The sequence below is a fragment of the Nocardia sp. CA-135398 genome (assembly GCF_050955845.1).
Lineage (GTDB): Bacteria > Actinomycetota > Actinomycetes > Mycobacteriales > Mycobacteriaceae > Nocardia.
This window is the reverse complement of sequence record NZ_CP192084.1, coordinates 7229866-7252368: the sequence shown is the minus strand read 5'-3', so window position 1 is coordinate 7252368 and position 22503 is coordinate 7229866. Positions and strand designations below refer to the sequence as shown.

Below are 22503 nucleotides of genomic sequence, written 5' to 3'. Positions count from 1 at the left end.
AAGGAGACAGCAATGACGATTCGCAAGGTGACCGTCCTCGGCACCGGAGTACTGGGATCGCAGATCGCGTTCCAGACCGCATTCCACGGATTCGATGTCACCGCCTACGACATCAGCGACGACGCCATCGCCGGTGCCCGCGAACGTTTCGCCAAGCTCGCGGCGACCTATCGCATCGAAGTGCCAGGCGGTGACACCAAGGCCGAGAAGACCGAGGCGGACATCGTCCTGACCACGGACCTCGCCGCTGCCGTGCAGGATGCCGACCTGGTGATCGAGGCGGTGCCGGAGGTGCTCAGCATCAAGGAGCAGACCTACCGGCAACTGGGTGAACTCGCGCCGGAGAAGACGATCTTCGCCACCAATTCGTCCACGCTGCTGCCCAGCGATATGAAGGGCTACACCGGCCGCCCCGACAAATTCCTCGCGCTGCACTTCGCGAATCTGGTGTGGCGGTACAACACCGCCGAGGTGATGGGCACACCCGAGACCGATCCGCAGGTCTTTCGGGCCGTGGTCGAGTTCGCCGCCGCGATCGGCATGGAGCCGATCGAACTGCACAAGGAAAAGGCGGGCTACGTCCTCAATTCGCTACTCGTGCCGCTGCTCAATGCGGCCATGGCCCTCGGCGCGGGCGGATTCGCCGAACCGGAGGCGGTCGACAAGACCTGGCGGATCGGCACGGGCGCACCGGTCGGGCCATTCCAGATGCTCGACGTCATCGGCCTGACCACCCCCTACAACATCCTGGTCAACAGCGAGGACGGCCAGGAACTAGCGGCCTGGCTCAAGACCAACTACATCGACAAGGGCAAGCTCGGCATCGCCACCGGAGAAGGCTTCTACAAGTACTCCGCATAGCTCCGATCACCTTCGGGCAGTCGCATCGCTGACGCAAAGCCGGTGAGTACCCCCGCATAGGCAATAGCCTATGCGGGACAGTCATTCGCTCTGCGACAGCTCCGGTTCGGGTTTTTCGGTGGGGAGGCGGGCGTCGAGGAGTACGCCTGCCAGTCCGAGCGCTATGCAGAGCGCGGAGACGGCGAGCATGGTGGGAGAGACGCGTCCGGTGAGTGCGTCGCCGAGGGCGACTACGGCGATCGTGCCGGGAAGCACGCCGACGGCGGTGGCGATCAGGAAGGGTACAAGCCGGATCGACGATACCCCCGCGCAGTAGTTGATCAGTGGAAAGGGAATCGGCGATATCAGTCGCAGTGATCCGACCGCGAGCCAACCGCGACGGGCGAGTCGGCGGTCGAGCGACGCGGCCGCCGGGTGGGTCAACCGGGCGGCGATCGCCTCGCGTCCGACCGCACGTGCTAGCAGAAATGCCAGCGCCGCGCTCACCGTGCTGGCGGCGATCGCGACAGCGACGCCCGTGACGGGTCCGAACAGCAGTCCGGCGCTGAGGGTGAACGGAATTCGCGGCAGGGCGACGGTTGCCAGTGCATGTGCGGCGAAGAACAGGATCGGGAACCACGGACCGGCCGATCGCGCCCAGTCGCGGATCTGTTCGGCGTCCGGGTGCGGGACCAAGGGCGCGAGCGCCAGCAATGCCGCGAGCAGCGCGATCGCGCCGACCAGTCTCGGGTCGCGCACGCTGCGGCGTACGACGCCGGTGAGCTGCATCAGCGGGGTGCGGGTTGGAACAGTTCGACGAGGTTGCCCGCCGGGTCTTGCAGCAGGACCTGCTGGCCGCCGGGACCGCTGATGATGTCGTTGCGGAAGGTGACACCGGCTGCTCGGAGCCGTTCGACTTCGGCGGCGACATCGTCGACGACGAGCTGGAGGCGGTTCCAGCCGCCCGGGGTCGGCACCTCGCCATCGGGCATCGGGCGCGCCGCTGAGCTCTTGGGTCCGGCCAGTAGCAGCTGGAGCGGTCCGCGCACGACCGCGGCGAAGGCGGGGGCGGCGTCGAAGTCGACGGTGAAGCCGAGGTGGGTGGTGTAGAAGTCGACAGCCGCCCGTACATCGTCGATGAGATAGCGAATGCGGGCGAGTTCGGTCGGTGCGGTCGTCGTCATGACGGATCTCCTTCTTGTTTCTACAGCGGCAGGAAGCCGATGCGGGTATCGAGTTCGGTTGCGACACTTCGGAATTCCGGATAGGTCGCACGATCGGTTGGCGCCGCGGCGGACGGATCGGGCAGGCTCCAATGCGTTTCGACGGCCGAGCCGTGGTCGCGCGGGACCTCGCGGATCTTGTCGCACAACGTGATCACGTAATCGAAGTGCCGCGCCGCGACGGCGTCGAGCGATTGCGGTAACCGGGGTTCGAGGTCGATGTCGTAGTCCTCGTGCAGGACTCGCACCGCATTCGGATGTAGCCGCGGTGCGGGATGGCTGCCCGCGCTCGCGACGTCGATGCCGTCGACGCGGCGGCGCAGCAGGGCCTCGGCGATCGGGGAACGTGCACTGTTTCCGGTGCACAGGAACAACACCGAGCTGCCCTTCGGCCATCGTCGGTGCGCTGGCGCCAGCGCAGGATGCAGGGCGGTCGCCGCCTCACCGAATGCGCTTGCGCAGCGGGACAAGTCGAGGTGGTAGTAGCTGTCGCGACCGTCGAAGTTGCTGCGTCGCACCGTCACCAGCCCGGCCGAGCGCAGCAGGCGCAGGTGGTAGGACACCAGATTCTGTGGCTCGTCGACGGCGGCGACCAACTCCCGCACCCGGCGATCACTCGCGGCCAACTCGGTCATCAGCGCCCAGCGCAGTGGATGCGCCGCCATGCGCATCAGCAGCGGAACCGGCACTCGATGGGAGGTCACGTAGGCGAGAATACATCAAACTGATTTGATGTGTTTTGCATTAGGCGCGGCAATTCGGCGATGCCCGCGGCAGCCTTACTCCGGTGCGGGCTCGGCCTCTTCGGATTCTTCGGGGGGTGCGGTGACGACGTCGATCTGTTCGCCCAGGTAGCGGACTATTACCGCGATCACCGCCGCTACCGGGACCGCGAGGAAGGCACCGACAATGCCGTAGAGCGAGCCGCCCGCGGTGATCGCGACCAGCACCACCACGGCATGCAATTGCATGCTGCGGCCCTGCAGAACCGGTTGCAGCACATTGCCTTCCAATTGCTGGACGGCGATGATGATGCCGAGCACGATCAGCGCCGTGGTGACACCATTGCCGACCAGTGCGACGAGCACCGCGAGCGCCCCGGCGACGAATGCGCCGACCATCGGCACGAAACCGCCCATGAAGGTGATCACCGCGAGCACGAATGCCAGTGGGACGTGCAGGATCACCAGTCCGGCGCCGATGAACACCGCATCGATCAGACTTACCAGCGCCTGGACGCGGATGAATCCGCCGAGGGTGGACCAGATCCGATTGAGCACCTCCTCGAGGTGCCTGCCGCCGCGACTGCCGAGTACGGCATGCAGCCACGGCAGCAGCCGTGGACCGTCCTTGACGAAGAAGAACGCCAGGACCAGCACCAGGAACAGCGTCACCAGCGTGGAGGTTGCGGTGGTCACGCCGGTGAAGACGCCGGAGGCGATCTGTTCCGAACTGGACTTCAGCCGCTGCGTGATCGCCTCCACCGCGGCTTGCAACTGCTCGTCGCGGATGCGCAGCGGCGGACCGTGCAGCCAATCGCGCACCTTGTTGACGCCCTCGGTGGATTTGTCGGCCAGTTCCGGTGCCTGGTCCACGACCGAGGGGACGATCAGTGCGATGACACCGGCGAGGACCCCGATGAATCCGAGCAGGGTGACCGCCGCCGCGAGACCCGGCCGAAAGCCGTGCGCGGTAAGCCAATGGGTGGGCGGCCACAGTATCGTCGCGACGATCAACGCCAGCGCGAGCGGCAGCAGCACCACCCACAACGCGGCGATGACGGTGCCGAGCACCCACGCGCCTGCCGCGATCGCCACAATGCACAGCGACCATTTGGCCAGCCAGATGAGTCCGGCGCCGATCGCGTCGCCGCGGTCGCGGGTCGGTGGGCGGGTCTTCTCGGTGCCGTCCTGCTCACTCACGCCGCCAGTCTGGCACGAAGACCCTCGCGCTGCCGGAGTTAGCGGCTCAGTACCTTTTCCGAGACGTCAGCGACCTTTTCCGTGAACCAGGTCTGGTAGAAGGTGAACGCCAGCGCGGCGAAGACGCCGAGAATCGCGACGCCGAACGGGAACGGGTAATTCGCCATCGACAGCGCGAGGAAACGTACGCAGAGCAGCACCCCCGCGAAGGTCGCGATGCCGAAGGCCACCACCCGCGCACGGGCGCGGTCCCAACCCCGGTCCGGATCGCGCAGCACGGATTCGACGGTCAAGCACAGTGCCGCGCCCGCGACGAGGTCGACACCGTAGTGGGCCCCGAGTCCCAGCGTCGCGACCAGAGTGCAGACCAGCCAGAACACACCACCCCAGCGCAACCAGAGCGGTCCGCGCCGAGAATGGATGAACAGCGACAGCGCCCACGCCGTATGCAGTGACGGCATGCAGTTACGCGGTGTGATGGTGTCGAACGGCATCGAATCGACCGAGGAGGGGAGTGCCGCAACGATATTCGGCCAGACGTCGGCGAGTTCGAACCCCTTCCCCTCCGGGCCGAATGCGAGCACCGGCCCGACCACCGGGAAGACCACATAGAACAGCGGACCGACCACGCCGAGCGTCAGGAATGTGCGCACCAGATAGTGCCGCGGCCACACACCCGCGGTCACCCCGCGCAGCTGCCATGCCGCGACCATGATGGCCGCGACAGGCAGTTCGAAATACACCCAGCGCACCACGCCCAGCGGCACCGGGCCGGCCGCGTCGAGCGCCTGTCCGATGAGCCACGACGGATTGCCGAGCGCGTGATCGGCCAGTTCCGCATAGGGATCGAGCACGGTCGGACAGGCCCATGCGGTGATGTCCAGCCAGATCTCGCCGACCTTCGTCGCCAGAATCAGCAGCGCACCGAGAGCGATTGTGCGCAGCGCGGTTTCGCGTCGCGCACCGGTCCAGCGCACGGCCGCGATCACCGCAAGCGCGGTGAGCACAATGGTCGGACCGTTTCCGACCGTGAACAACCGCCCCTCGATCGCCCGAATGATCACGAAGACCACATCGATGCCGACCGCGGCCGCCAGCGCGCGCACCCGCACATTCCGGGAGACGCCGATCAGCGCCAACAGAAATCCGGCCCACGGCGTAGTCGCCGATTTGGGCCGCCCGACATAATCCCAAGCAAGGCTGGTCAGCGGCCCGAGCGCATTGATATGCACCGCCATCAACTGCCCGGCGACCAACACCACAACCGCACCGACGACACTGCCCCAGATCAACCGAGATCGCCACGGACGCGCAGTCCCCGCTTCCTCCGGAGGTGCAACCGATCTCTCCTGCGCGCCCTCAATCAACATCCCGACATCGTAAACAGGATGTGAACATCACCGTGCGCCCCGATTAACGCAACCTGTGAACGCGCGCTTGCGGACCGGTCGGCGCCGAAGCACCACCCGGGCCGTCTGCGGTATCAGGGACGGGCGATGATGAGCGGGCAGTCGGTGGCGTGCAGGACGGCCTGGCTGACCGAGCCGAGCGTCATGCCCGCGAATCCGCCGCGGCCGCGGCTACCGAGGACGATCAGTTGGGCGTATTCGGCCTCGGCGAGAAGACATCTGGCCGGTCGATCCTCGACGACCACGCGCTCGACCTCCAGGTCCGGATACTGGTCCGCATAACCCACCAGGCTTTCGGACAGCAGCTCCTCGGCCTCTTTCTGCATAGCGTCGCGGGGGATGTAGCGGTTGAATTCGGACCAGGTGAGCACCGCCCGCACACCGACCTCGCGATGGGCGGCCTGGTCGAAGGCGACCTCGATGGCGCGGGTGGCGCTGGGGGAACCGTCGACACCGACGAGCACCGGTCCGAGCAGCCGATCGGCCTTGTAGTTCTCGGTCTCGGGAATGACGGCGACCGGGCAGTGCGCGTGCCGTGCGACCGCGGTGCTCACCGAGCCGAGCAGGCCACGGCGGAAGGCGCCGAGACCACGGGTGCCGACCACGAGCATGCGCGCATCCTTGGAGCGGTCGAGCAGCACCGGGATCGGCGGCGCATCGACCACGAAGGTGGTGATATCGAGGTCTCCGACGGGGGCGGCCGCCGCGGTCGCGTCGGCTCGGGCGGTGTCGACGGCGGCGGCACCGGCCGCTCGATAGACGTCGTAATCGATTTGGTCGAAGGCGATTCCGGGACCGAAGTCCATCGGGGCGCCGATGCCGTACACGATGTGCAGGGGTGCGCGGTGGCGGGCGGCATCGACAGCGGCCCAGCGCAGCGCCTCGGTGGCGGTCTCGGAGCCGTCGATGCCGACGAGTACGGGGGGATTGCGGTTGGTAGACATGGGATTTCGTGCCCTTCTAGGCTGCTGCGGGGTGAACGACCATTACCGGGCAGTGCGCGGTCTGCACCAGCGCATTGCTGGTGGAGCCGAGCAGCAGTCCGCGGAATCCACCGCGTCCTCGGCTACCGACTACCAGCAACTGCGCCGACCGCGACCATTCGCGCAGCGCTTGGCGCGGCCCCGACAGATACACCTTGCGGATGACCTGCACGTCCGGGTACTTCTCCTGCCACCCCGTGAGCTGTTCGGCCAGGATCGCCTGTCCGGCGGTTTCGGCGTCGTGATCGGAGACGGCGTAGGGGAGTCCGGCGAAGCGGTCGTAATACAGGTCGCTCCACGCGTGGACGGCGACGAGTCGGGTTCTGCGTTCGCTGGCTTCGGCGAATGCGGCCCCGACGGCGGCCGCACTGACCGGTCCGCCGTCGGCGCCGAGCACGACCGGGCCGACGCGTCGGGTCTGCTGTTCGGTGCCGGTATCGCGCACGACCACGATCGGACCGCGGCCATGGCTCGCGACCGCGAGCAGCGTCGATCCGAGATGGCTCAGGTAGCCGCCGGAACCCGCCGTGCCGATCGCGACCAGATGCGCCGCCTCGGACAGCTCGATCAACAGATGTGCCGGATCGGCTTCGGAGAGTTCGGTTTCCACGATCAGGCCCGGATCGACCTGATGGGCGAGTCGGCGCGCCGTGCGCATCAGGTCCGCGCCTTCGCGTCGGATCGCATCGATGACCGGCGGCATGATTACGTCGTACATCCCGTAGTCCGACCCCGCCGCGAGGTCGAGACCGTGCACGATGCGCAGGCGCCGACGCCGCTGGGCGGCGGTTTCGGCAGCCCATCGGACGGCGAGATCGGCCGCTTCGGAGCCGTCGGTTCCGACCACTATTTCCGCCGAGGCCAACCGGTGTGGATCATCATGGTGCTGGGTGGTCATGGGCGGGTCCCTTCGGGTTCCGATCGGTCGCTACCCGTAGGTTAGGAATCCGAGGCCTTCGCGCACGCCTGGCGTTGGTCACGAACCACAGGGTCCAAAGACCGCTCAGGGCAGCGGCGCCGACCAGCGCAACACCGTGCCACCGTCATCGCCCTGCGTGATGCTGAAGCTGCCGCCCGCTTGCTCGGCGCGGGTCGCCAGATTCGCCAATCCGCTCATGCGCTCGAAGTCGTCCGGAACGCCGACACCGTCGTCGATGATCTCGATGGTGACATCGTCGCGCACCCGGAGATGGACCGATACCGTCGTCGCCGACGCATGCCGCACCGCATTGCTCACCGCTTCGCGCAGCACCGCCTCGACATCCTCCGACAGTGGCGGCGCCAGCACCGAGACCGGTCCGGCCAGCCGAATCGTGGTGCGCAGCCCGCTTTCTCCGATCATGTCGGCGATGATGCCGTGCAAGCGTTTGCGCAGCGTCGGGGCATCCGCGGTGGTGCTGCTGTGCAGATCGAAGATCGAATGCCGGATTTCCTGCACGATCGACTGGATGTCCTGAATGGTCTCGGTGAGCCGAGATTTGACCTCGGGTAGCCGGGCCCGCTGGGCGGTGCTCTGCAGCGAGAGGCCGACCGCGAACAGGCGCTGGATCACGTGGTCGTGCAGGTCGCGCGCGATCCGGTCGCGGTCGGAGAGCACATCGAGTTCGCGCATCCGCCGCTGGATGGTCGCCTGCCGCAGGGCGAGCGCGGCCTGGTCGGAGAAGGCGGCCATCATCGACTGCCCGGCCTCGTCCAATGGCTGCGCACCCGGTGGTTGCACGGTGACGAGCACGCCGATGACGGTGTCCTCTGCGCATAGCGGCAGGACCAGCGCGGGCCCGAATTTCGATCGCTGGTAGAAGTCCGGTCGGAAGCGCAGTTCATCCACCGCGACGAGTTGGCCGAACCGGAAGGCTTCACCGGAATTCGATTCGCCCATCGGGATACGCTCGCCGATCAGCTCCTCGGCACCGACGCCCGCGGCGGCGACCACCACGAGCTCGGTGACATCCTCGGCGGGGATATCGGGGTCCTCGGGGAGTGCGAGGAAGGTGCACGCGGAGTGGGTCAGCGTCAGCGCCCGGTCGGCGACCAGTTCGAGTGCGGTGCCGGGTTCGCCGCCCGCGAGCAGTTCGGTGGCCACGTCACGGTTGGCTTCCAACCATTGCTGGCGGATCCGGGATTGTTCGTAGAGGCGAGCGTTGGCGATGGCGATGCCCGCGGCCGCGGCCAGCGCCCGCACCACGACCTCGTCGTCTTCGGTGAATTCCTGACCACCGGCCTTCTCGGTCAGGTACAGGTTGCCGAAGATCTCGTCGCGCACCTTCACCGGTACGCCGAGGAAGGTGCGCATCGGCGGGTGGTGGGCCGGGAAGCCGACCGATGAGGGATGCTTCGAAAGATTCGGCAGCCGAATGGGTTTCGGTTGTTCGAAGAGCAGACCGAGCACACCGTGACCACGCGGCAGGTCACCGATCATGACCCGGGTCCGGTCGTCGATGCCCTCGTACACGAATTCGGCTAGCTGGTTGCTGGTCTTATCGGATCCGCGCACGCCGAGCGCGCCGTACTCGGAGTCGACCAGTTCGATGGCGGTGTGCACGATCGAGCGCAGCGTGTTGTCGAGGTCCAATCCCGCGGTGACCACCAGCATCGCCTCGATCAGGCGGTCCATCTGGTCGCGGACGCCGACGATCTCGGCGATGCGATCTTGGACCTCGCCGAGCAGTTCACGCAGCCGCAGCTGGGACAAAGTTTCCGTAACCGGCGGCTGGCCGGACACGGTCGACTTGTCTTCCATACTGGGTATTCTGCCCCGAAACGGCAGGTGCGTTACTCCGGCTTCCGCGTCGGTGCTTTGAGTTTCGAGGCCAGCACCGCGGCCTGGGTGCGCCGTTCGACGCCGAGTTTGGTCAGCAGCCGGGAGACATAGTTCTTCACGGTTTTCTCCGCCAGGAACATCCGGCCCCCGATCTGCCGATTGGTCAGTCCCTCGCCCAGCAGATTCAGCAGGGTCCGTTCCTGTTCGGTGAGACCGGCCAGCGGCCCGGTCTTGGCCGCGGCCTCCTCACGCAGCTTCGCCATCAGCGCCGCCGCCGCCCGATTGTCCAGCAGCGACTTACCCGCGCCGACCTCGCGAATGGCCTCGATCAGCTCCATGGTGTCGATGTCCTTGACCACATATCCGCTGGCACCGGCCAGGATGGCATCGAGCATGGCCTGCTCGTCGGTGAACGAGGTGAGTATCAGACAGCGCAAGTCGGGATGCTGATCCAGCAGTTCACGGCACAGTTCGATGCCGTTGCCGTCGGGCAGGCGCACATCCAGCACCACGACCTGCGGCCGGATCGTGGGAATACGGGCCAAGGCCTGCGAAACCGTGCCCGCCTCGCCGACGACCTCCAGATCGGGCTCGGACTCGATCAGATCCTTCACCCCACGACGCACGATCTGATGGTCATCGACCAAGAAGACGGTGGTCATCACGAAACACCTCCCTCGATTGATTTTCACCCTACTGAGCGATCGGGTGCGGCGAGTCGGAGATCGACCCCGGTTTGGTGACGAAAGTCCCTTGCTCCCGTCGATACCGCCGAGGTGGCGGCACATTGAACGACCGGGAGCTGCCGCCATAGTGCTGCCGCGCGCTGCGGTCGAACGGCATGGCGGGGCGCCCGCTGGGACCAATGTCCCCTGATCCGGGGCATCCCGGCTCTGTCCACTCCCGTGCCCTCCGGGCACAGTTGGAATGGGAACCGGCCACCGGTGGTCGGGCAGCAGCGAGGCGGCACGAGCGGTCAACCGCGGGAACGGATCACGGGGGCGTTTCGACTCGCCGATGCCGTACAGGCAACGGACGAGTCGGGTGTGGCGATCGACGAACACACCCTGATCCGACCGACGAATTCGGCCGTCGCCGCCAACCGCTTCGCCGATGTCGCGGTGGCCGGTTCCATTTTCGTGCTCGCGGCGATCACTGCGCCCGGAGCACCATGATGCCCGGAGTCGTGCGCACGTAGTCGGCGAAGGGAGAGTCGACCACCTTGTTGTCGGCGGCGAGTGAGGATGCGTTGCGGAAGACCGGGCCGCTCGGTGTCATGACGAAGATGCCGACGTGGGTGACATCGAGTCCCGGCTGGTCGGCGTACGCGCCGATGTAGTCACCCGTGCGGAGTCCACCGATGACGCCCTCGTCCACAGCGGCACCGGGAATGAAGGCGATATCGCGATCGACCACCGGCAGGCCCGGAAGATACGTTCCGCCATCGCCTTTCGCGTTGAGGCGTTTGGTGACGGTCACCGCGGCCGGGCTCAGCGTGCCGGTGATATCGGTGGCCGCGATGCGCGCGGTATGCGACCAATCGCTGAAGAAGTGCTTGCGTTGCCCGAACTCGACGCGGCTGTCGGTGTAGCGGGTCGCGATCAGATTCGCCACGAACTGGTCCCGATCGGTGGACCTGCTGAGGGCTTCGACATAGTCGAGGTAGGTGAAGCAATCCACTCGCCGTAGGTCGATGACCAACTGTTCGGGCTGGTCCGCCGAGCCGATGAGCATATCCGCGCCATACGGCGTCCCGAGCAGACGAGCCGACAGACGTTCGATCAGCTCGCCCTTGCTCGCACCCGGCGCGGCGGCCCGCACCGCCAGCAACTCATCGATCTTCCCGGCGCTGACGTCATCGGTGATCGGTGCGCCGAACGCGGCGGGCACGGTCGGCATGGCAATGCCGACGAGCGCCGAGATGACGAGCAGTACCCGGGCGATGCCGCGCACAAGGCCTCCAGCAGGGTGAACGGTCATTGCTGCCACGGTAGTCCGAGTCCGGCGCGCTACGGTCGCTGAACCCGAAAACGACACGGCGGCTGCGTGATCCGCGGGGGATTTCGTCATGAGCCCTGGATGCCGAGTCGAACAGTTTGGACACGAGATGATCACGATGTTGCTGTTTCGTTATCCCGGAGTGCCACTTGTCGACACATATTGCCTGGTCAAGCGCGATTCGACCGGACTTACAGATGCAAGCGTGCCGCGGCGTCCCGGTAGTCGTCGGACTCGGCGCGACGATTCTCCGCGAGTGTGGCAGGCTCTGTAACCGAGGCCGGGGTGCAGAGGTTTCGACTCGCACAACGGTCGGCGTAACCACGGGAGACCCCAGCTACGGCTGGGGTCTTCGTGTGTCTGCGGCCTGCTTGTCGTCGAAACGGCGCGCGGCAATGTCGATTCCGCACCGATGTGAGCCCAGTAACGAAATCTGTTAAGCACCAGTTACCCACGTAAAAGTTCGTTACGTCCGACCTGCTGCGTTTGTGACGCCAGAACCGCCGTGTAACGATGCTTTCAATCGCGAACGAACAAATCATCCCGAAGTGTTCACCCACGGCAGATACGGTCACCATCGTCGCACCGGATTTGTCTCCTTCGGTGTGTTCGCATGCGGGTGGAATCGCCGGTTTTGGCTGTCTTGCGCATGTCTGCGCGAAAAATGAGGAATGGTGCACGTGAGTGAGTTCTGGAGTCCGAGTACGTCGGCAGCTTTGGTCAGCGTCGGCATCTCACTGTATGGCGTCGTCGCATATCTGATCGGAATCATGGACGGTGTCACGCGACCGCGGATGGCGTCTTGGGTGGCCTGGTGTACTGCCAATACCGTATTCGCGGTGGTCGCATATATGGCGGGTGCATATCTCGCCGCCGGTATCAATGTCGCGTCGGCGAGCATGAATGCCGCGGTTATAGCTCTCGGTCTGAGCCGCGGGGTGAGTTTGCGGCCCGGGGATAATATCGATTGGGCGTGTCTGCTCTCTTCCATTGCATGTGTGCTGGTCACGGTGGAAATTTCGGAGAAGACGTTCGGCGCGGTGGTGGCTATTTGTGCCAATCTCATAGCCACGATTCCGACGCTGCGGCACGCCTGGTCGAAGCCTCAGGAAGAAACCTGGCAAATGTTCGCAGCGAATGCCTTCGCTGGTGCGCTCGGCGTGCTGGGGGTGCTGCTGGCAAGTGGATACCAATTCGCAACCGTCGCGGGCCCGCTGATTACCGCCATCGGCAATATTGCCTTGGTTTCGCTCACCGTCGGTCGTGGCCGAATTGCGGAAGAAGCACCCGTGCCCGTGAGAGTTGGTTAGCCGAAAATGCGATCGATCATCTCCAATATCGGCGACTGTTTCACCGATCCCGGTGAATTGACCCCGGGGCAGGCGAGGCGTGCGATGGCCATCCACAATATCTGTTCGCCGAGCTGCCGTATTCTGCAGCAGGCCAAACTTACCCTCGGTGGCGCACTGGTATCTCCGGAAGAACCGACTCGACAATATTCCGCGGTGGAATTGATCGGATACGGCGAAGTCTCCACCGGATATCTACACTGAGTGCTCCAGCAATAATCCGGTTTCCGGGTCGTACCAGCGGCACGCCTGTGCTGGCAGGTGCAGGTTCAGCGCATCGCCCTGGTCGGCCCGGAAGCTGGGCCGCGTTTGAATCTTGACGGTCTGCCCGCTGACATCGGTGGTCAACAGGGTGGACGAGCCGAGCGGCTCCAGCACCTCGAGTTCGGCTCGCACCGAATCGGCGCCCGCCTCATCGTCGACGACAATGGCCTCGGGCCGGATGCCGAGGTTGAGCTTCTTACCGTTGAACGATGCGAGCGCGTCGGGCACCGGCAGGGACTGCCCGCCCAGATCGATATGCGGTCCGGCCTCGCCGATGTCGACGATTCCGGTGAGGAAATTCATCGGCGGGCTGCCCAGGAAGCCGCCGACGAATTCGGTCGCCGGACCGTCGTAAACCGCTGTCGGCGAACCACATTGGACGATCACCCCATCGCGCATGACCGCGACGCGATCGCCGAGCGAGAGCGCCTCGACCTGGTCATGGGTGACATAGATCGTGGTGGTGCCGAGCTCGCCGACCAGCTTCTTCAACTCGGCGCGAAACGACAGTCGCAGCAGCGCATCCAGATTGGACAGCGGCTCGTCCATGAGCAGCACATCGGCATCCATGACGATCGCGCGCGCCACCGCGACGCGCTGGCGCTGGCCGCCGGACAACTTCGCCGGGTACCGATCCAGGTACGGCGTGAGTTGCAGCAGATCAGCGGCCCACGCGACCTTGCGCCGGACCTCCGCTGCGGGCACACCGTGCACCCGCAATCCGAAGCCGATATTGTCGGCGACCTTCTTATTGGGGAAGACGGCATAGGACTGGAACACCATCGACAGGTTGCGCCGCCGTGGTTCGAGATAGGTGACGTCCTTGCCGCCGATCACGATCTGCCCCGAGTCTGGCAGTTCGAGCCCGGCGATCATGCGCAGCAACGTCGTCTTACCGCAGCCGGACGGCCCGAGTAGCACCATGAATTCGCCGTCGGTGACCTCGAGCGAAACCTGGTCGGTGGCGCGTGTCGCGCCGCCGGGATAGGTCTTCACCAGATCCCGCAGAATCACTTCGGCCATATGCCGTACACCTCTGTCATCCCAACCGTTGTCATCTCAGCGTCGTCCCCCACATATTCACCAGGTAGCGCCGCATCACGAAGATGAAGACCAGCGCCGGAATGATCAGCGCGAACCCGCCCGCGAACCGGTACGGCGTAGACGCCTCGCCGAGCGTGGTGAGCACCTGCGCGGGCAGTGTGCGATGTCCGAGCGTGACGATGGTCGCACCGAGGATCTCATTCCATGACAGCACGAACGTGAAGATCGATGACGCCGCCAGCCCGGGAAGCGCAAGCGGCACAACGACTTTGCGCGCCGCCTGCCAGCGTGTGCAGCCGAAGACGCGCGCCGCCTCCTCGAGGTCGGCGGGTACCGCGACGAAAATGCTCGCGGTAATGAGCACGGTGGTCGGCAGCGCGAGCGTGGTGTGCACGAGCGTCACGGCGAAGACGGTGTCGTAGACATCCAGTCGCAGAAACATCGTGGCCAGCGGCACCGAGAGCACCACGATCGGCAGTGCCCGCACGAACAGGATGAATATCTGGTAGGTGTCTTTTCCGCGGAAGGCATTGCGGGCCAACGCATATCCGGCGGGTGCGCCGATCACCAGCGACCAGAACACCGTGTAGAGCCCGACGAGTACCGAGTTGCCCAGTGCCGGAACGGTTCCGGTCGCGTGGAAGAACGACTGCAGCGTCTCGGTGGAGAATTCGCTGGGCAGCAATGGCTTCGGGAACTCGTTCAGCGCCGCGCGCGAGGACACCGCGGCGAGTCCGATCAGCACGATCGGCAGCGCCATGAACAGCGTCACCGCGATGCACGCCACCTGCACTCCGATGGCCCGCCAGCGACGTCGACGCAGCGGTGCGCGATCGATGGGCGGCAGCACGGTGGGCTCACTCATCGCGACCCCTCCGGCGCCCTGACGGTCCGCAGATAGAACACCGCGGTACCGAGCGAGATGGCCAGCACCACTAGGGATACGGCGCTCGCCACTGCCGGATTCTGCAGATTCGAATACCACTCATAGGTTTCGCCGACCAAGAGTGGAAAGTCGCGTCCGGTGAGTGCCTGCGCCACGGCGAAGGCCTGCAGCGCGAGGATGGTGCGCAGGATCAGCGCCACCTGGAGACTCGGCCCGAGCTGCGGCAGCGTCACATGGCGCAGCCGCTGCCAGAAGTTCGCCCCGAATACCTGCGCCGCTTCGTCGTAATCCCGTGGAATCAGCTGCACGCCCGCCACCACGATGACGAAGACCAGCGAAGTCGCCCGCCAGATCTCGGCGATCACCACCGCGAGCAGCATGGTGCCGGTGTGCTGATAGTTCAACCACTGCACACCGTCCTCGGACAGGCCGAGCCAGACCAGCAGTGAGTTCAGGTATCCGCGATTGCCGAAGATCGATAACCACACCAGTCCGGCGGCCAACTCGGAGATCGCCAGCGGCACGCACCACAGGTAGAAGTGACCGCTCGCGAACCGCGGCCGCGCCTGCATCAGCAGCGCCATACCGACCGCGAGCACCAACTGGATCGGCACAACGATCACGATCAACAACAGCGTATTGCGCAGCGCGGTAAGGAAATACGGGTCATCGAACAACCGCTTCCAGTGCGCGAGCGTGAAGCCGCCCTCGTCGCTGAACGCGTCGAAGACAGCTCGCACCAATGGCCAACCGAATAGCGCGGTCAGCAGCACGATCGAGGGCAGCAGCAGAATCCAGGGGGAACCGAGTCGGGCTCGCATACCTATCCCACCCCGCAGATGTCGGTGACGGGATCAGGTGCCCAGCACGGCACCTTCAGCTCGTCGAGAATGCCCTGCAGCACCCGGGCCTGCTGGTCGAGTGTCGCCCGGATATCGGCTCCATCCAACACAATCGAGCGGAAGCTGTCCTTGAACACCTTGCTGACCTCACCCTCGCGCTGACCGAGACCGACCGGCGGCAGCGACAGGATCGCGCCCTGCGCCTGCTGCTGCCGGTGCACCGCATCGGCCTCGAGTTTTACCGCCGGCGGCAGATCGTCCGGGATGACGGTATCGACCGACGGGAAGAAGCCGTTGGAGCGCAGCAGTTCGATCTGGGTTTCCGGTTTGGTCAGCGCGCTGATGGTGCGTTGGGCGAGTTCGGTATCGGTGCTGCCCTTGGGAATTGCGAGTCCCGCGACCACGGCCATATAGCCGAGGCCGTGTTTGCCACGCGGTGCGGGCAGCATGCGCCAGTCCTGCGGGTCGTGCTCGGGCGCGTGCACCAGGCGCACGACGTGATCCCAGGCCATGCGCACCTCGCCGCTGGCCAGCGGCTCCTGCATGAAGTCGTAATTCGTACTCGACTGTGCGCAGTTGGCCCATAGTTCGCGAAAGTACTGCCAGGCCGTCACGGCCTCGGCCGAGCGGAACGTGGTGATCTGACCACCCGTGAACGACGGCAGCAGATAACCCTGGGTGAAGCGATGCAGCAGTCCTTTCGGGCCGGCGGGTAGTCCGAGCATCGGTCGGTTGCCATTGGCGCGGCGCGCGGCGATCGCCCAGTCGAGGAACTGGTCGTAGGTCAGCGCCGTGGCGTCCGCGCCCGATGGCAGGTGTTGCAGCGCGTCGGCGTGCGCGGCGAGTACGTAACTCGCTGTGGCCCAAGGGATGTACCACGTCCGGTCGGTACCGGCCCGGGCCAGTTGCAGGTAGGCGGCGGGCCAGCCGCGGTTGCCGAGGTCGGCGAGCAGCCCGGTGAGATCCTCGAGATGGCCGTCGGCCAGCGGTGCGATATCGCCGTGCAACCCGCCCAGTAGACCGACCTGCGTCGAACCCGCCCCGACCTGGCTGCGCACCTGACTCGCGAACGGACTTTCCTCGATGGTCACATAGCTGACGCCCGGCGCCGTTTTGCCGAGCAGGTCGCGGAACCGCTCGGCCTCGTCGGCGGGGCGGAATTGCGTTGAGAGAAAGAGCATGCCGCCACTGCCCGTGGTGGCGAAGCCGGTGCATGCGGCGGTGAGCGCGAGGGTACCGATGCCCGCCGCGCCGAGGAACGACCGGCGCGTCAGGCCGGATGTCGGCATGTGTGGCTCCCGAGGCAGGAATGGGCCCGGGTGAGCCGACACCAATCCATCATGCCCAGATACAAACAGACGCGTGCGCACAGCCGAAGGCGCAACTTCCCGTGGGTGAGAACAAAACCCGAGTTGTCTTGCGGCACAAATAAAAAGGAAGTCGACCCTCTCAAAAAAGTTATGAAGATCTTTGGATAACGAATTCTTTACGCACTGCCCCGCCCGGTCGCCGCGCCCCCTATGCTCGGGGCTTTCACGAGTGATCGACGTTGCGATAGAAGAAGAAACGGGTAGCTCTATGACCGCCAGGACCGACCTAGAACACGAACTACGCGGGCCGCTGGCGGCAACCGGGCTGATCACCGAACAGGAGGCCGCCGAATTGCTCGAAATGTTCCGCGCGGCCAAACAACTCGAGACGGCGGCGCTCATCGAGGCCATCGATGAGATGGTCGGCGCGCTGCCCCGGCCGTTCCGGGCGGTGACGAAGAAGATCATGTTCGGGAGCCGGCTCGGCTGATGAGTGATCTGGTAACCGGTGCCCAGATCGTCCTACTGTCACGGACTTTGCATGCCCCCGTGGAGCGACTCGCGCATCTGGAGCGGTTGGGCAGTGAGAATCTGCACGAACTCCAGGAACGGCTGGCGGGACTGATCTTCGACCAGCACAACGAGACGTTCGAGCGGATCAGCAAACTGGTGCCGATCATTCCGCTGCGCATCTCGATGCCGCTGGTGCAGCGCATCGTCCCGCCGATGATGACGGGCCGGGCCGCGGGCGCGGTCGGTGTCGATCACCCGAAGAAGGCGGCCGAGACGGTCGCCATGCTCGCGCCCGGGTATGTGGCGGACTGTGCGCCGTATATGGATCCGCGCACGGTCGGCCAACTCGCCGAAGTGGCGCCGCCGGAACCCATCGTGCGGATTCTCAACGAAATGTTGGCCCGCAAGGACTACATCACGGCCGGTCCGTTCCTGGACGCCTTCGCCACACCGACCCTGGTCGCGGCCTTCGAGCAGGGCGTACTCGATGACGAGGGACTGATCTTCTCCGCCGCCTACGCCTATTCCGTCGCGGGTGTGAGCGCCATCTTCCGGCAACTGCTGGCCGGGCCGCGGCAGCGGATGCCGCGGATGTTGCACACCGTGCTCATCGGGTCGACGGGGCTGCAGTTGGCCGCGCTGTCGACGTTCGCGCGCTGTGAGGCCGATCTGACCGCGTCGATCGGCGATGTCCTGCTCAGCGTCGGCTCCACCGAAATGATCGGCAACCTCATCGCGACCTACCTCCGGGCCGGTGCGGCACCGGAGTTGCTGACATTCATCGGACGGCTGAGTAAATGGGCACTGGGGGCCCTGGCCGCGAATCCGATCATCGCCAATGACGCGGCGCTGGCCGGACTCGTCGGCAGCCTGGAGGGTCGCATCGAATCCGACCTGTGGCGTGGACTTTTCAGCCTGATGGCACACGCCGACGCCGGAATCCAGCGCCGGATGATAGCCCTGCTCGCGCAGATGAACGATGCGATGGTGTCCGCACTGCCCGGCATCGCCACCGACGCCCACGACTGGCCGCTGCTGCTCGACCTGATCGCCGCCGCCGATGCCCCGGTCCGCGGCCGCTTCGAAACGATGTGGTCCAACCTGCCGCCGGAGCGTCGCATCGATCTGGAGCACCGCATCAGGGAACTCGGCCTCAATATCCGCCTGGCACCGGTGACCACCACGACGCTCTCGGTAGACGAGGTGTTCTACCGCCGCCGCCAGATGCGCCGCCGCTACGACGCCGCGCCGAGTTGGGACTGAGCGCTCACTGCTTGGCGTAGTCGGCGACACCCTGCCAGTCGAGCATGACGCAGGGTTCATCGCCGACCACCCAGGCATCGTGTCCGGGCGGGACGATCATGAAGTCGCCGGGGCCGTATTCCTGTTGTTCGCCGTCATTCATGGCCACCATCAGGCGGCCCGAGAGGCAGTAGCCCATATGGGCCGCTTCGCAGCTGTCGGTCTGGGCGATCGGCTTGACGTGCTGTGACCACCGCCAACCGGGTTCGAAAACCGCCCGGCCGACTGGGCCGCCGTCGAGATTGACCAGATCGAGTTTGCCCTTGCCCTCCTCGAACAAGCGGGTCTCTTCGGGCTTGTCGAAGCTCTTCTGCACCAGTCCGGACATGGTTGTTCTCCTCGGTATCGCTGCCCCGACCCTCGATGGGGCACCACACCACCCGCGGTGCCGCGCACACCGATCAGGTGTGACGCCTGTCACAGCTTAACCCGTAGTCCTAGCTGAAAGGTAGCTCGCGCCGAGGCGGCCGGAACGCCGGTGAGTGCCGATTGGATCAGGGACTGACGAAATCTGCTGTCTATCTGACCGATCCGGTCGGGGCTACCGACAACAGCGCGATTCCGGCGTTCAATTCGAGCACATCGCGCGCATCGCGACCTTTCGAAAACGCCTGGAAGGTAAGACAAATGACCGAGTTCGTGACATTCGAGGAGGGGCGGATCGCCTGCGATGTCGTCGGGGACGGACCGCTGGTGCTGCTCTCGCACGGCATCGGAACTTCCCGGCACGACTATCGCCATCTCCTACCGCGACTGACCGCCGCGGGCTACCGAGTGGTCAATGCCGACCTGCGCGGGCACGGCGAATCCAGCCCCGGCTGGCCGTCGGTGACCGGGAAGGCGGCCATCAGCCGAACCGATGTCGCGGGCGATCTGCTCAGTGTGATCCGGCATTTCGGCGGTCCGGCGGTAATCGTCGGCCACTCGCTGTCCGGCGGTGCGGCGACCATCGCCGCGGCCGAGGCGCCCGAACTGGTCAGAGCCATAGTCGAGATCAACCCGTTCACCAGGCGGCAGCGACTGGATATCCGTGCCTTGTGGGCGGTGCCGCGGTACCGGCGCGGGCTGGTGCGGTTGCTCGGTACGCTGCTGCTGGGGTCGCCGCGGCTGTGGCGCAGGTACCTCGATATCGCGTATCCGACCAAGCCCGAGGATTTTCCGGACTACCTCAACGGCGTGTTCACGACCCTGCGCGAACCCGGCCGGTGGCGCGAGTTCCGCAAGACCGGTAAGACCACTTCGGCCGATGCCGAGGCGGCGCTGCCGCAGGTGCACCGGCCGACGCTGGTGATCATGGGCGCCATGGACCCCGATTTCCCAGACCCGAAGGCCGAAGCCATGGCCATCGTCGCGGCCATGCCGATGGGCATCGGCAAGGTGGCCGTCATCGAGAACGGCGGGCACTATCCGCACGCGCAGTTCGGTGACCGCGTCGCCGAATTGATCATTCCCTTCCTCGGGCGGCATGCCGCCGGTGTAGCCGCACCGGTCCGGCACGCGGGGTGATACCGCACATTGCCGTGACAGTCCTGGGGGCGTCCGGCGATGATGGGGACGTGTCGACGCCTCGCACGGTTGTCCTCGTGGTCTACGACGGCATCCAGCTGATCGAATTGGCCGGTCCCATGGACATTTTCGGTGCGGCGAACGCCATTGTCGGCGCACCGGCCTACCGCTTGCTGACCGCGTCGCCGCGCGCGGGCACCGTCATGGTGGAGGGTGGTCTGACGATGAATGTCGAACATTCCCTGCCGGAGATCGCCGCCGGTGACGACGAGATCGACACCATGATCGTGATCGGCGGCAACGGCGCCTTCGTCCCATCGGTATCCGCCGAGGTGGTGCGTGAGCTGCCCGCCGTGGCCCGGCGATCGCGGCGGGTGGCCTCGGTATGCGCCGGTTCACTCCTGCTGGCCGGTGCCGGATTGCTCGACGGTTATCGTGCGACAACGCATTGGGGCGCGTGCGCGGTAATGGCCGAGCGTTTCCCGCGGGTCTTGGTCGAACCGGACCGGATCTACGTCAACGACGGCAACCGGTGGACCTCGGCGGGGGTCACCGCGAGTATCGATCTCGCGCTCGCCTTGGTCGAGGCCGATCACGGCACCGAGGTGGCGCAGTTGATTGCCCGGTGGTTCGTCGTCTTCACCCGAAGGCCAGGCGGCCAAGCGCAATTCAGCGCTCAACTACGTGCGCAACCGGCGCGCACCCCGGCGATCCGGGCAGTACAGCAATGGCTGCCCGACCATTTGGACGAAGATCTCAGTGTCGCCGCGCTGGCGGTGCGGGCGGGATTGAGCGAGCGTGCCTTCGCCCGCGCCTTCCGTGCCGAAACCGGCAGTACACCAGCGGCTTTCGTAGAGAACCTGCGGGTCGAGGCGGCCCGGCGACTGCTGGAGACGACAGATCTGACAGTGGTCGCGATCGCCAAGGCGGTCGGCTACCGACACGGCGAGACCCTGCACCGGGTCTTCTCCCGGCAGCTGGCCACCACACCCGACCGTTACCGGCAGCATTTCGCGATCACCGGTTCCGGTTCGGGCACAGACGATTTCAGCTTCCGGGAAAGCCGGGCGGCAGCGGTTGGAAATCCGCCTTGAACTTCGGTCCGGGCGGCAGGCCGCGCAGCACCGCGCTGGTCCAGACCACCGCGGGCGGCCAGCCGGTGACCGCATTGACGATGTGTTCGGGAACGGGAACGGTATAGAAGCGCAGATTCGCGCCACGCTCCCAATAGCTTTGGACGGTCGGCAGGACGACCGAGGGTGGAATCAGTTCATCCCACAGACCGTGCCACCACAGGATCGGCGTATCCGGAAGGTATTTGCCCAAGCTGTTGTCCTGCAGAACCCGAAGGATCTCCGGGGACGATTCCAGCGACTTGCCCGGCTGGTAGTAGGCACTGATGGGGCGATAGATACCGGTCAGCGCAATGGTTGCGTAGCAACGACTTTGCACATCCCTGATGATCTGCTGCCCCTCGGCGGTCAGCAGATCGGCGGGATCGAAGACGTCCGGATACTCCCTGGCCAGACTCGCGAAACCGAGCCACATGGTGAAGTTGCTCGTACCGGTGAGTCCGGGTTCGGCTCGGGTCGCATACCCGGCCTCAGCCACCAGGTCACCAGGCGTGCCGCCGATGGTGGTGCCGAGCAGCCGCACATCGGGTGCGTAGCTCGCGCGCAACTCGGCCGCGCGAAGGGAACCCGAACCGCCGCCGGAATATCCGTACAGCGCGATGCCGGAATCGGTGAGCCCGAGTGCGGGATCGTTCTTCACAGCGCGCAGACTGTCGAGGACCATCTTGCCCTCGGCGTAGGTGTTGAAGGTATTGAACTTTCCGTCGAAGTCCGGCACGTTGATCGCGAAACCCTGTGCCAGCCAATAGATCACCAGCGCCGATTCCTTCATGGTGCCGGTCTGCAAGGTGTACGAAGGATTGCAGGCCGAATCGGTGGAGTCGATCGCCTCTTGGAAGGACAGCACCGGCCGCGGGCTGCCCTGCCACGGAATGCCGGGCACCACAACGGTTGTCGCGGTGACGACCGGATTGTCGTGCACATCGTTCGAGCGGAACAGCAACTGCTCGGTGTACACCGGGAAGGGGATGCCGAGCACCCGCGTCTGCACTTCGCGACTGCGCACGATCTGGCCCGGCTGATACGACGCGAGATCCGCGGGATCGTCGTACCACGGGTCCTGATCCGGTGCCGGGATCGGCAACAGATCGTAGATCTGCGGCTCGGTCGGCAATTGCGGCAGCTGATTCTGGTCCGGCGGAAAATTCGGCGGGAATGTCGGATCGGCGGCCGCCATCCCGGCTCTGCCCATCGCCAGACCCGCCGCAACCGCCAGAC

General features: G+C 65.5%; 24 protein-coding genes. 8 read left to right on the top strand and 16 right to left on the bottom strand.

All coding sequences use genetic code 11. The features are described 5' to 3' along the window. Positions 1–12: 12 nt before the first annotated feature. Complete coding sequence (locus tag ACQP1T_RS32365; RefSeq protein ID WP_433756816.1) at positions 13–861, top strand: 3-hydroxyacyl-CoA dehydrogenase; 849 nt, start codon at positions 13–15, stop codon at positions 859–861. A gap of 81 nt (positions 862–942) precedes the next feature. On the opposite strand, the gene ACQP1T_RS32360 is transcribed toward ACQP1T_RS32365, so the two are convergent. The 9 genes from ACQP1T_RS32360 to ACQP1T_RS32320 form a co-directional block, all read right to left on the bottom strand. Continuing rightward, a complete protein-coding gene (locus tag ACQP1T_RS32360) occupies positions 943–1629 on the bottom strand; it encodes a TVP38/TMEM64 family protein (RefSeq protein WP_433756815.1) in 687 nt (228 codons plus the stop codon). Next, positions 1629–2024, bottom strand: coding sequence for a VOC family protein (locus tag ACQP1T_RS32355; RefSeq protein ID WP_433756814.1), 396 nt, complete (start codon positions 2022–2024; stop codon positions 1629–1631). Before ACQP1T_RS32355 ends, ACQP1T_RS32360 begins: the two co-directional genes overlap by 1 nt. A gap of 20 nt (positions 2025–2044) precedes the next feature. Further along, on the bottom strand, positions 2045–2767 hold the full coding sequence (locus ACQP1T_RS32350) for an ArsR family transcriptional regulator (protein WP_433756813.1): 723 nt from the start codon (positions 2765–2767) through the stop codon (positions 2045–2047). A gap of 75 nt (positions 2768–2842) precedes the next feature. After that, entirely contained in the window at positions 2843–3985 is a 1143-nt protein-coding gene (locus ACQP1T_RS32345; protein WP_433756812.1) for an AI-2E family transporter, read from the bottom strand. A gap of 38 nt (positions 3986–4023) precedes the next feature. Then, positions 4024–5355 (bottom strand): DUF5933 domain-containing protein, encoded by a 1332-nt coding sequence (locus ACQP1T_RS32340; RefSeq protein ID WP_433756811.1) that lies wholly within the window; start codon positions 5353–5355, stop codon positions 4024–4026. Positions 5356–5468: 113 nt separating this feature from the next. Continuing rightward, entirely contained in the window at positions 5469–6338 is an 870-nt protein-coding gene (locus ACQP1T_RS32335) for a universal stress protein (RefSeq protein ID WP_433756810.1), read from the bottom strand. Positions 6339–6354: 16 nt separating this feature from the next. Next, entirely contained in the window at positions 6355–7275 is a 921-nt protein-coding gene (locus ACQP1T_RS32330; protein ID WP_433756809.1) for a universal stress protein, read from the bottom strand. 105 nt (positions 7276–7380) lie between these two features. Beyond that, a complete protein-coding gene (locus ACQP1T_RS32325; protein ID WP_433756808.1) occupies positions 7381–9117 on the bottom strand; it encodes a GAF domain-containing protein in 1737 nt (578 codons plus the stop codon). A 32-nt stretch (positions 9118–9149) separates the two neighbouring features. Beyond that, positions 9150–9800, bottom strand: a complete 651-nt coding sequence (locus ACQP1T_RS32320; protein ID WP_433756807.1) for a response regulator — start codon at positions 9798–9800, stop codon at positions 9150–9152. Positions 9801–10184: 384 nt separating this feature from the next. On the opposite strand from ACQP1T_RS32320, the gene ACQP1T_RS32315 reads away from it, so the two are divergent. Beyond that, on the top strand, positions 10185–10313 hold the full coding sequence (locus tag ACQP1T_RS32315; protein WP_433756806.1) for a hypothetical protein: 129 nt from the start codon (positions 10185–10187) through the stop codon (positions 10311–10313). Here the strand turns inward: ACQP1T_RS32315 and ACQP1T_RS32310 are convergent. Continuing rightward, a complete protein-coding gene (locus tag ACQP1T_RS32310; protein WP_433756805.1) occupies positions 10291–11118 on the bottom strand; it encodes a DUF1460 domain-containing protein in 828 nt (275 codons plus the stop codon). The genes ACQP1T_RS32315 and ACQP1T_RS32310 overlap by 23 nt on opposite strands. Before the next feature lie 698 nt (positions 11119–11816). Here ACQP1T_RS32310 and ACQP1T_RS32305 point away from each other — a divergent pair. Then, positions 11817–12446, top strand: a complete 630-nt coding sequence (locus ACQP1T_RS32305) for a hypothetical protein (RefSeq protein ID WP_433756804.1) — start codon at positions 11817–11819, stop codon at positions 12444–12446. 6 nt (positions 12447–12452) lie between these two features. After that, positions 12453–12689: a hypothetical protein gene (locus tag ACQP1T_RS32300; RefSeq protein ID WP_433756803.1), complete on the top strand. Its 237-nt coding sequence runs from the start codon at positions 12453–12455 to the stop codon at positions 12687–12689. Here ACQP1T_RS32300 and ACQP1T_RS32295 read toward each other — a convergent pair. From ACQP1T_RS32295 to ACQP1T_RS32280, 4 genes are read right to left on the bottom strand one after another with little or no spacing between them, the layout of a single operon-like run. After that, positions 12681–13772: an ABC transporter ATP-binding protein gene (locus ACQP1T_RS32295; RefSeq protein WP_433756802.1), complete on the bottom strand. Its 1092-nt coding sequence runs from the start codon at positions 13770–13772 to the stop codon at positions 12681–12683. The two genes, ACQP1T_RS32300 and ACQP1T_RS32295, sit on opposite strands and share 9 nt — an antisense overlap. A gap of 31 nt (positions 13773–13803) precedes the next feature. Then, positions 13804–14658, bottom strand: coding sequence for a carbohydrate ABC transporter permease (locus ACQP1T_RS32290; protein ID WP_433756801.1), 855 nt, complete (start codon positions 14656–14658; stop codon positions 13804–13806). Then, entirely contained in the window at positions 14655–15500 is an 846-nt protein-coding gene (locus ACQP1T_RS32285) for a carbohydrate ABC transporter permease (RefSeq protein ID WP_433756800.1), read from the bottom strand. The genes ACQP1T_RS32290 and ACQP1T_RS32285 overlap by 4 nt, the downstream gene beginning before the upstream one ends. A 2-nt stretch (positions 15501–15502) precedes the next feature. Beyond that, a complete protein-coding gene (locus ACQP1T_RS32280; protein ID WP_433756799.1) occupies positions 15503–16810 on the bottom strand; it encodes an ABC transporter substrate-binding protein in 1308 nt (435 codons plus the stop codon). A gap of 289 nt (positions 16811–17099) precedes the next feature. On the opposite strand from ACQP1T_RS32280, the gene ACQP1T_RS32275 reads away from it, so the two are divergent. Then, positions 17100–17321, top strand: a complete 222-nt coding sequence (locus tag ACQP1T_RS32275) for a hypothetical protein (protein WP_063043105.1) — start codon at positions 17100–17102, stop codon at positions 17319–17321. Further along, a complete protein-coding gene (locus tag ACQP1T_RS32270; protein ID WP_433756798.1) occupies positions 17321–18607 on the top strand; it encodes a hypothetical protein in 1287 nt (428 codons plus the stop codon). Before ACQP1T_RS32275 ends, ACQP1T_RS32270 begins: the two co-directional genes overlap by 1 nt. 4 nt (positions 18608–18611) lie before the next feature. Here the strand turns inward: ACQP1T_RS32270 and ACQP1T_RS32265 are convergent, their stop codons facing one another. Beyond that, the gene (locus ACQP1T_RS32265) at positions 18612–18974 is read right to left on the bottom strand and encodes a cupin domain-containing protein (protein WP_433756797.1); all 363 of its coding nucleotides are present in this window, start codon (positions 18972–18974) and stop codon (positions 18612–18614) included. A 299-nt stretch (positions 18975–19273) separates the two neighbouring features. Between ACQP1T_RS32265 and ACQP1T_RS32260 the strand changes: the two genes are divergently transcribed. Then, positions 19274–20152, top strand: coding sequence for an alpha/beta fold hydrolase (locus tag ACQP1T_RS32260; RefSeq protein ID WP_433756796.1), 879 nt, complete (start codon positions 19274–19276; stop codon positions 20150–20152). A gap of 50 nt (positions 20153–20202) precedes the next feature. After that, positions 20203–21246 carry a GlxA family transcriptional regulator gene (locus ACQP1T_RS32255; protein WP_433756795.1) on the top strand — a complete coding sequence of 348 codons (1044 nt, stop codon included), beginning with the start codon at positions 20203–20205 and terminating at the stop codon, positions 21244–21246. Here ACQP1T_RS32255 and ACQP1T_RS32250 read toward each other — a convergent pair. Beyond that, positions 21200–22477: a lipase family protein gene (locus tag ACQP1T_RS32250; protein ID WP_433762447.1), complete on the bottom strand. Its 1278-nt coding sequence runs from the start codon at positions 22475–22477 to the stop codon at positions 21200–21202. The genes ACQP1T_RS32255 and ACQP1T_RS32250 overlap by 47 nt on opposite strands. Positions 22478–22503: the final 26 nt, after the last annotated feature.

Excerpts from the sequence above, each read along its gene's own strand:
- ACQP1T_RS32365 (WP_433756816.1), top strand. The coding sequence starts at position 13 with ATGACGATTCGCAAGGTGACCGTCCTCGGCACCGGAGTACTGGGATCG.
- ACQP1T_RS32360 (WP_433756815.1), bottom strand. The coding sequence starts at position 1,629 with ATGCAGCTCACCGGCGTCGTACGCCGCAGCGTGCGCGACCCGAGACTG.
- ACQP1T_RS32355 (WP_433756814.1), bottom strand. The coding sequence starts at position 2,024 with ATGACGACGACCGCACCGACCGAACTCGCCCGCATTCGCTATCTCATC.
- ACQP1T_RS32340 (WP_433756811.1), bottom strand. The coding sequence starts at position 5,355 with ATGTTGATTGAGGGCGCGCAGGAGAGATCGGTTGCACCTCCGGAGGAA.
- ACQP1T_RS32335 (WP_433756810.1), bottom strand. The coding sequence starts at position 6,338 with ATGTCTACCAACCGCAATCCCCCCGTACTCGTCGGCATCGACGGCTCC.
- ACQP1T_RS32330 (WP_433756809.1), bottom strand. The coding sequence starts at position 7,275 with ATGACCACCCAGCACCATGATGATCCACACCGGTTGGCCTCGGCGGAA.
- ACQP1T_RS32325 (WP_433756808.1), bottom strand. The coding sequence starts at position 9,117 with ATGGAAGACAAGTCGACCGTGTCCGGCCAGCCGCCGGTTACGGAAACT.
- ACQP1T_RS32320 (WP_433756807.1), bottom strand. The coding sequence starts at position 9,800 with ATGACCACCGTCTTCTTGGTCGATGACCATCAGATCGTGCGTCGTGGG.
- ACQP1T_RS32310 (WP_433756805.1), bottom strand. The coding sequence starts at position 11,118 with ATGACCGTTCACCCTGCTGGAGGCCTTGTGCGCGGCATCGCCCGGGTA.
- ACQP1T_RS32300 (WP_433756803.1), top strand. The coding sequence starts at position 12,453 with ATGCGATCGATCATCTCCAATATCGGCGACTGTTTCACCGATCCCGGT.
- ACQP1T_RS32295 (WP_433756802.1), bottom strand. The coding sequence starts at position 13,772 with ATGGCCGAAGTGATTCTGCGGGATCTGGTGAAGACCTATCCCGGCGGC.
- ACQP1T_RS32290 (WP_433756801.1), bottom strand. The coding sequence starts at position 14,658 with ATGAGTGAGCCCACCGTGCTGCCGCCCATCGATCGCGCACCGCTGCGT.
- ACQP1T_RS32285 (WP_433756800.1), bottom strand. The coding sequence starts at position 15,500 with ATGCGAGCCCGACTCGGTTCCCCCTGGATTCTGCTGCTGCCCTCGATC.
- ACQP1T_RS32280 (WP_433756799.1), bottom strand. The coding sequence starts at position 16,810 with ATGCCGACATCCGGCCTGACGCGCCGGTCGTTCCTCGGCGCGGCGGGC.
- ACQP1T_RS32275 (WP_063043105.1), top strand. The coding sequence starts at position 17,100 with ATGACCGCCAGGACCGACCTAGAACACGAACTACGCGGGCCGCTGGCG.
- ACQP1T_RS32270 (WP_433756798.1), top strand. The coding sequence starts at position 17,321 with ATGAGTGATCTGGTAACCGGTGCCCAGATCGTCCTACTGTCACGGACT.
- ACQP1T_RS32265 (WP_433756797.1), bottom strand. The coding sequence starts at position 18,974 with ATGTCCGGACTGGTGCAGAAGAGCTTCGACAAGCCCGAAGAGACCCGC.
- ACQP1T_RS32260 (WP_433756796.1), top strand. The coding sequence starts at position 19,274 with ATGACCGAGTTCGTGACATTCGAGGAGGGGCGGATCGCCTGCGATGTC.
- ACQP1T_RS32250 (WP_433762447.1), bottom strand. The coding sequence starts at position 22,477 with ATGGGCAGAGCCGGGATGGCGGCCGCCGATCCGACATTCCCGCCGAAT.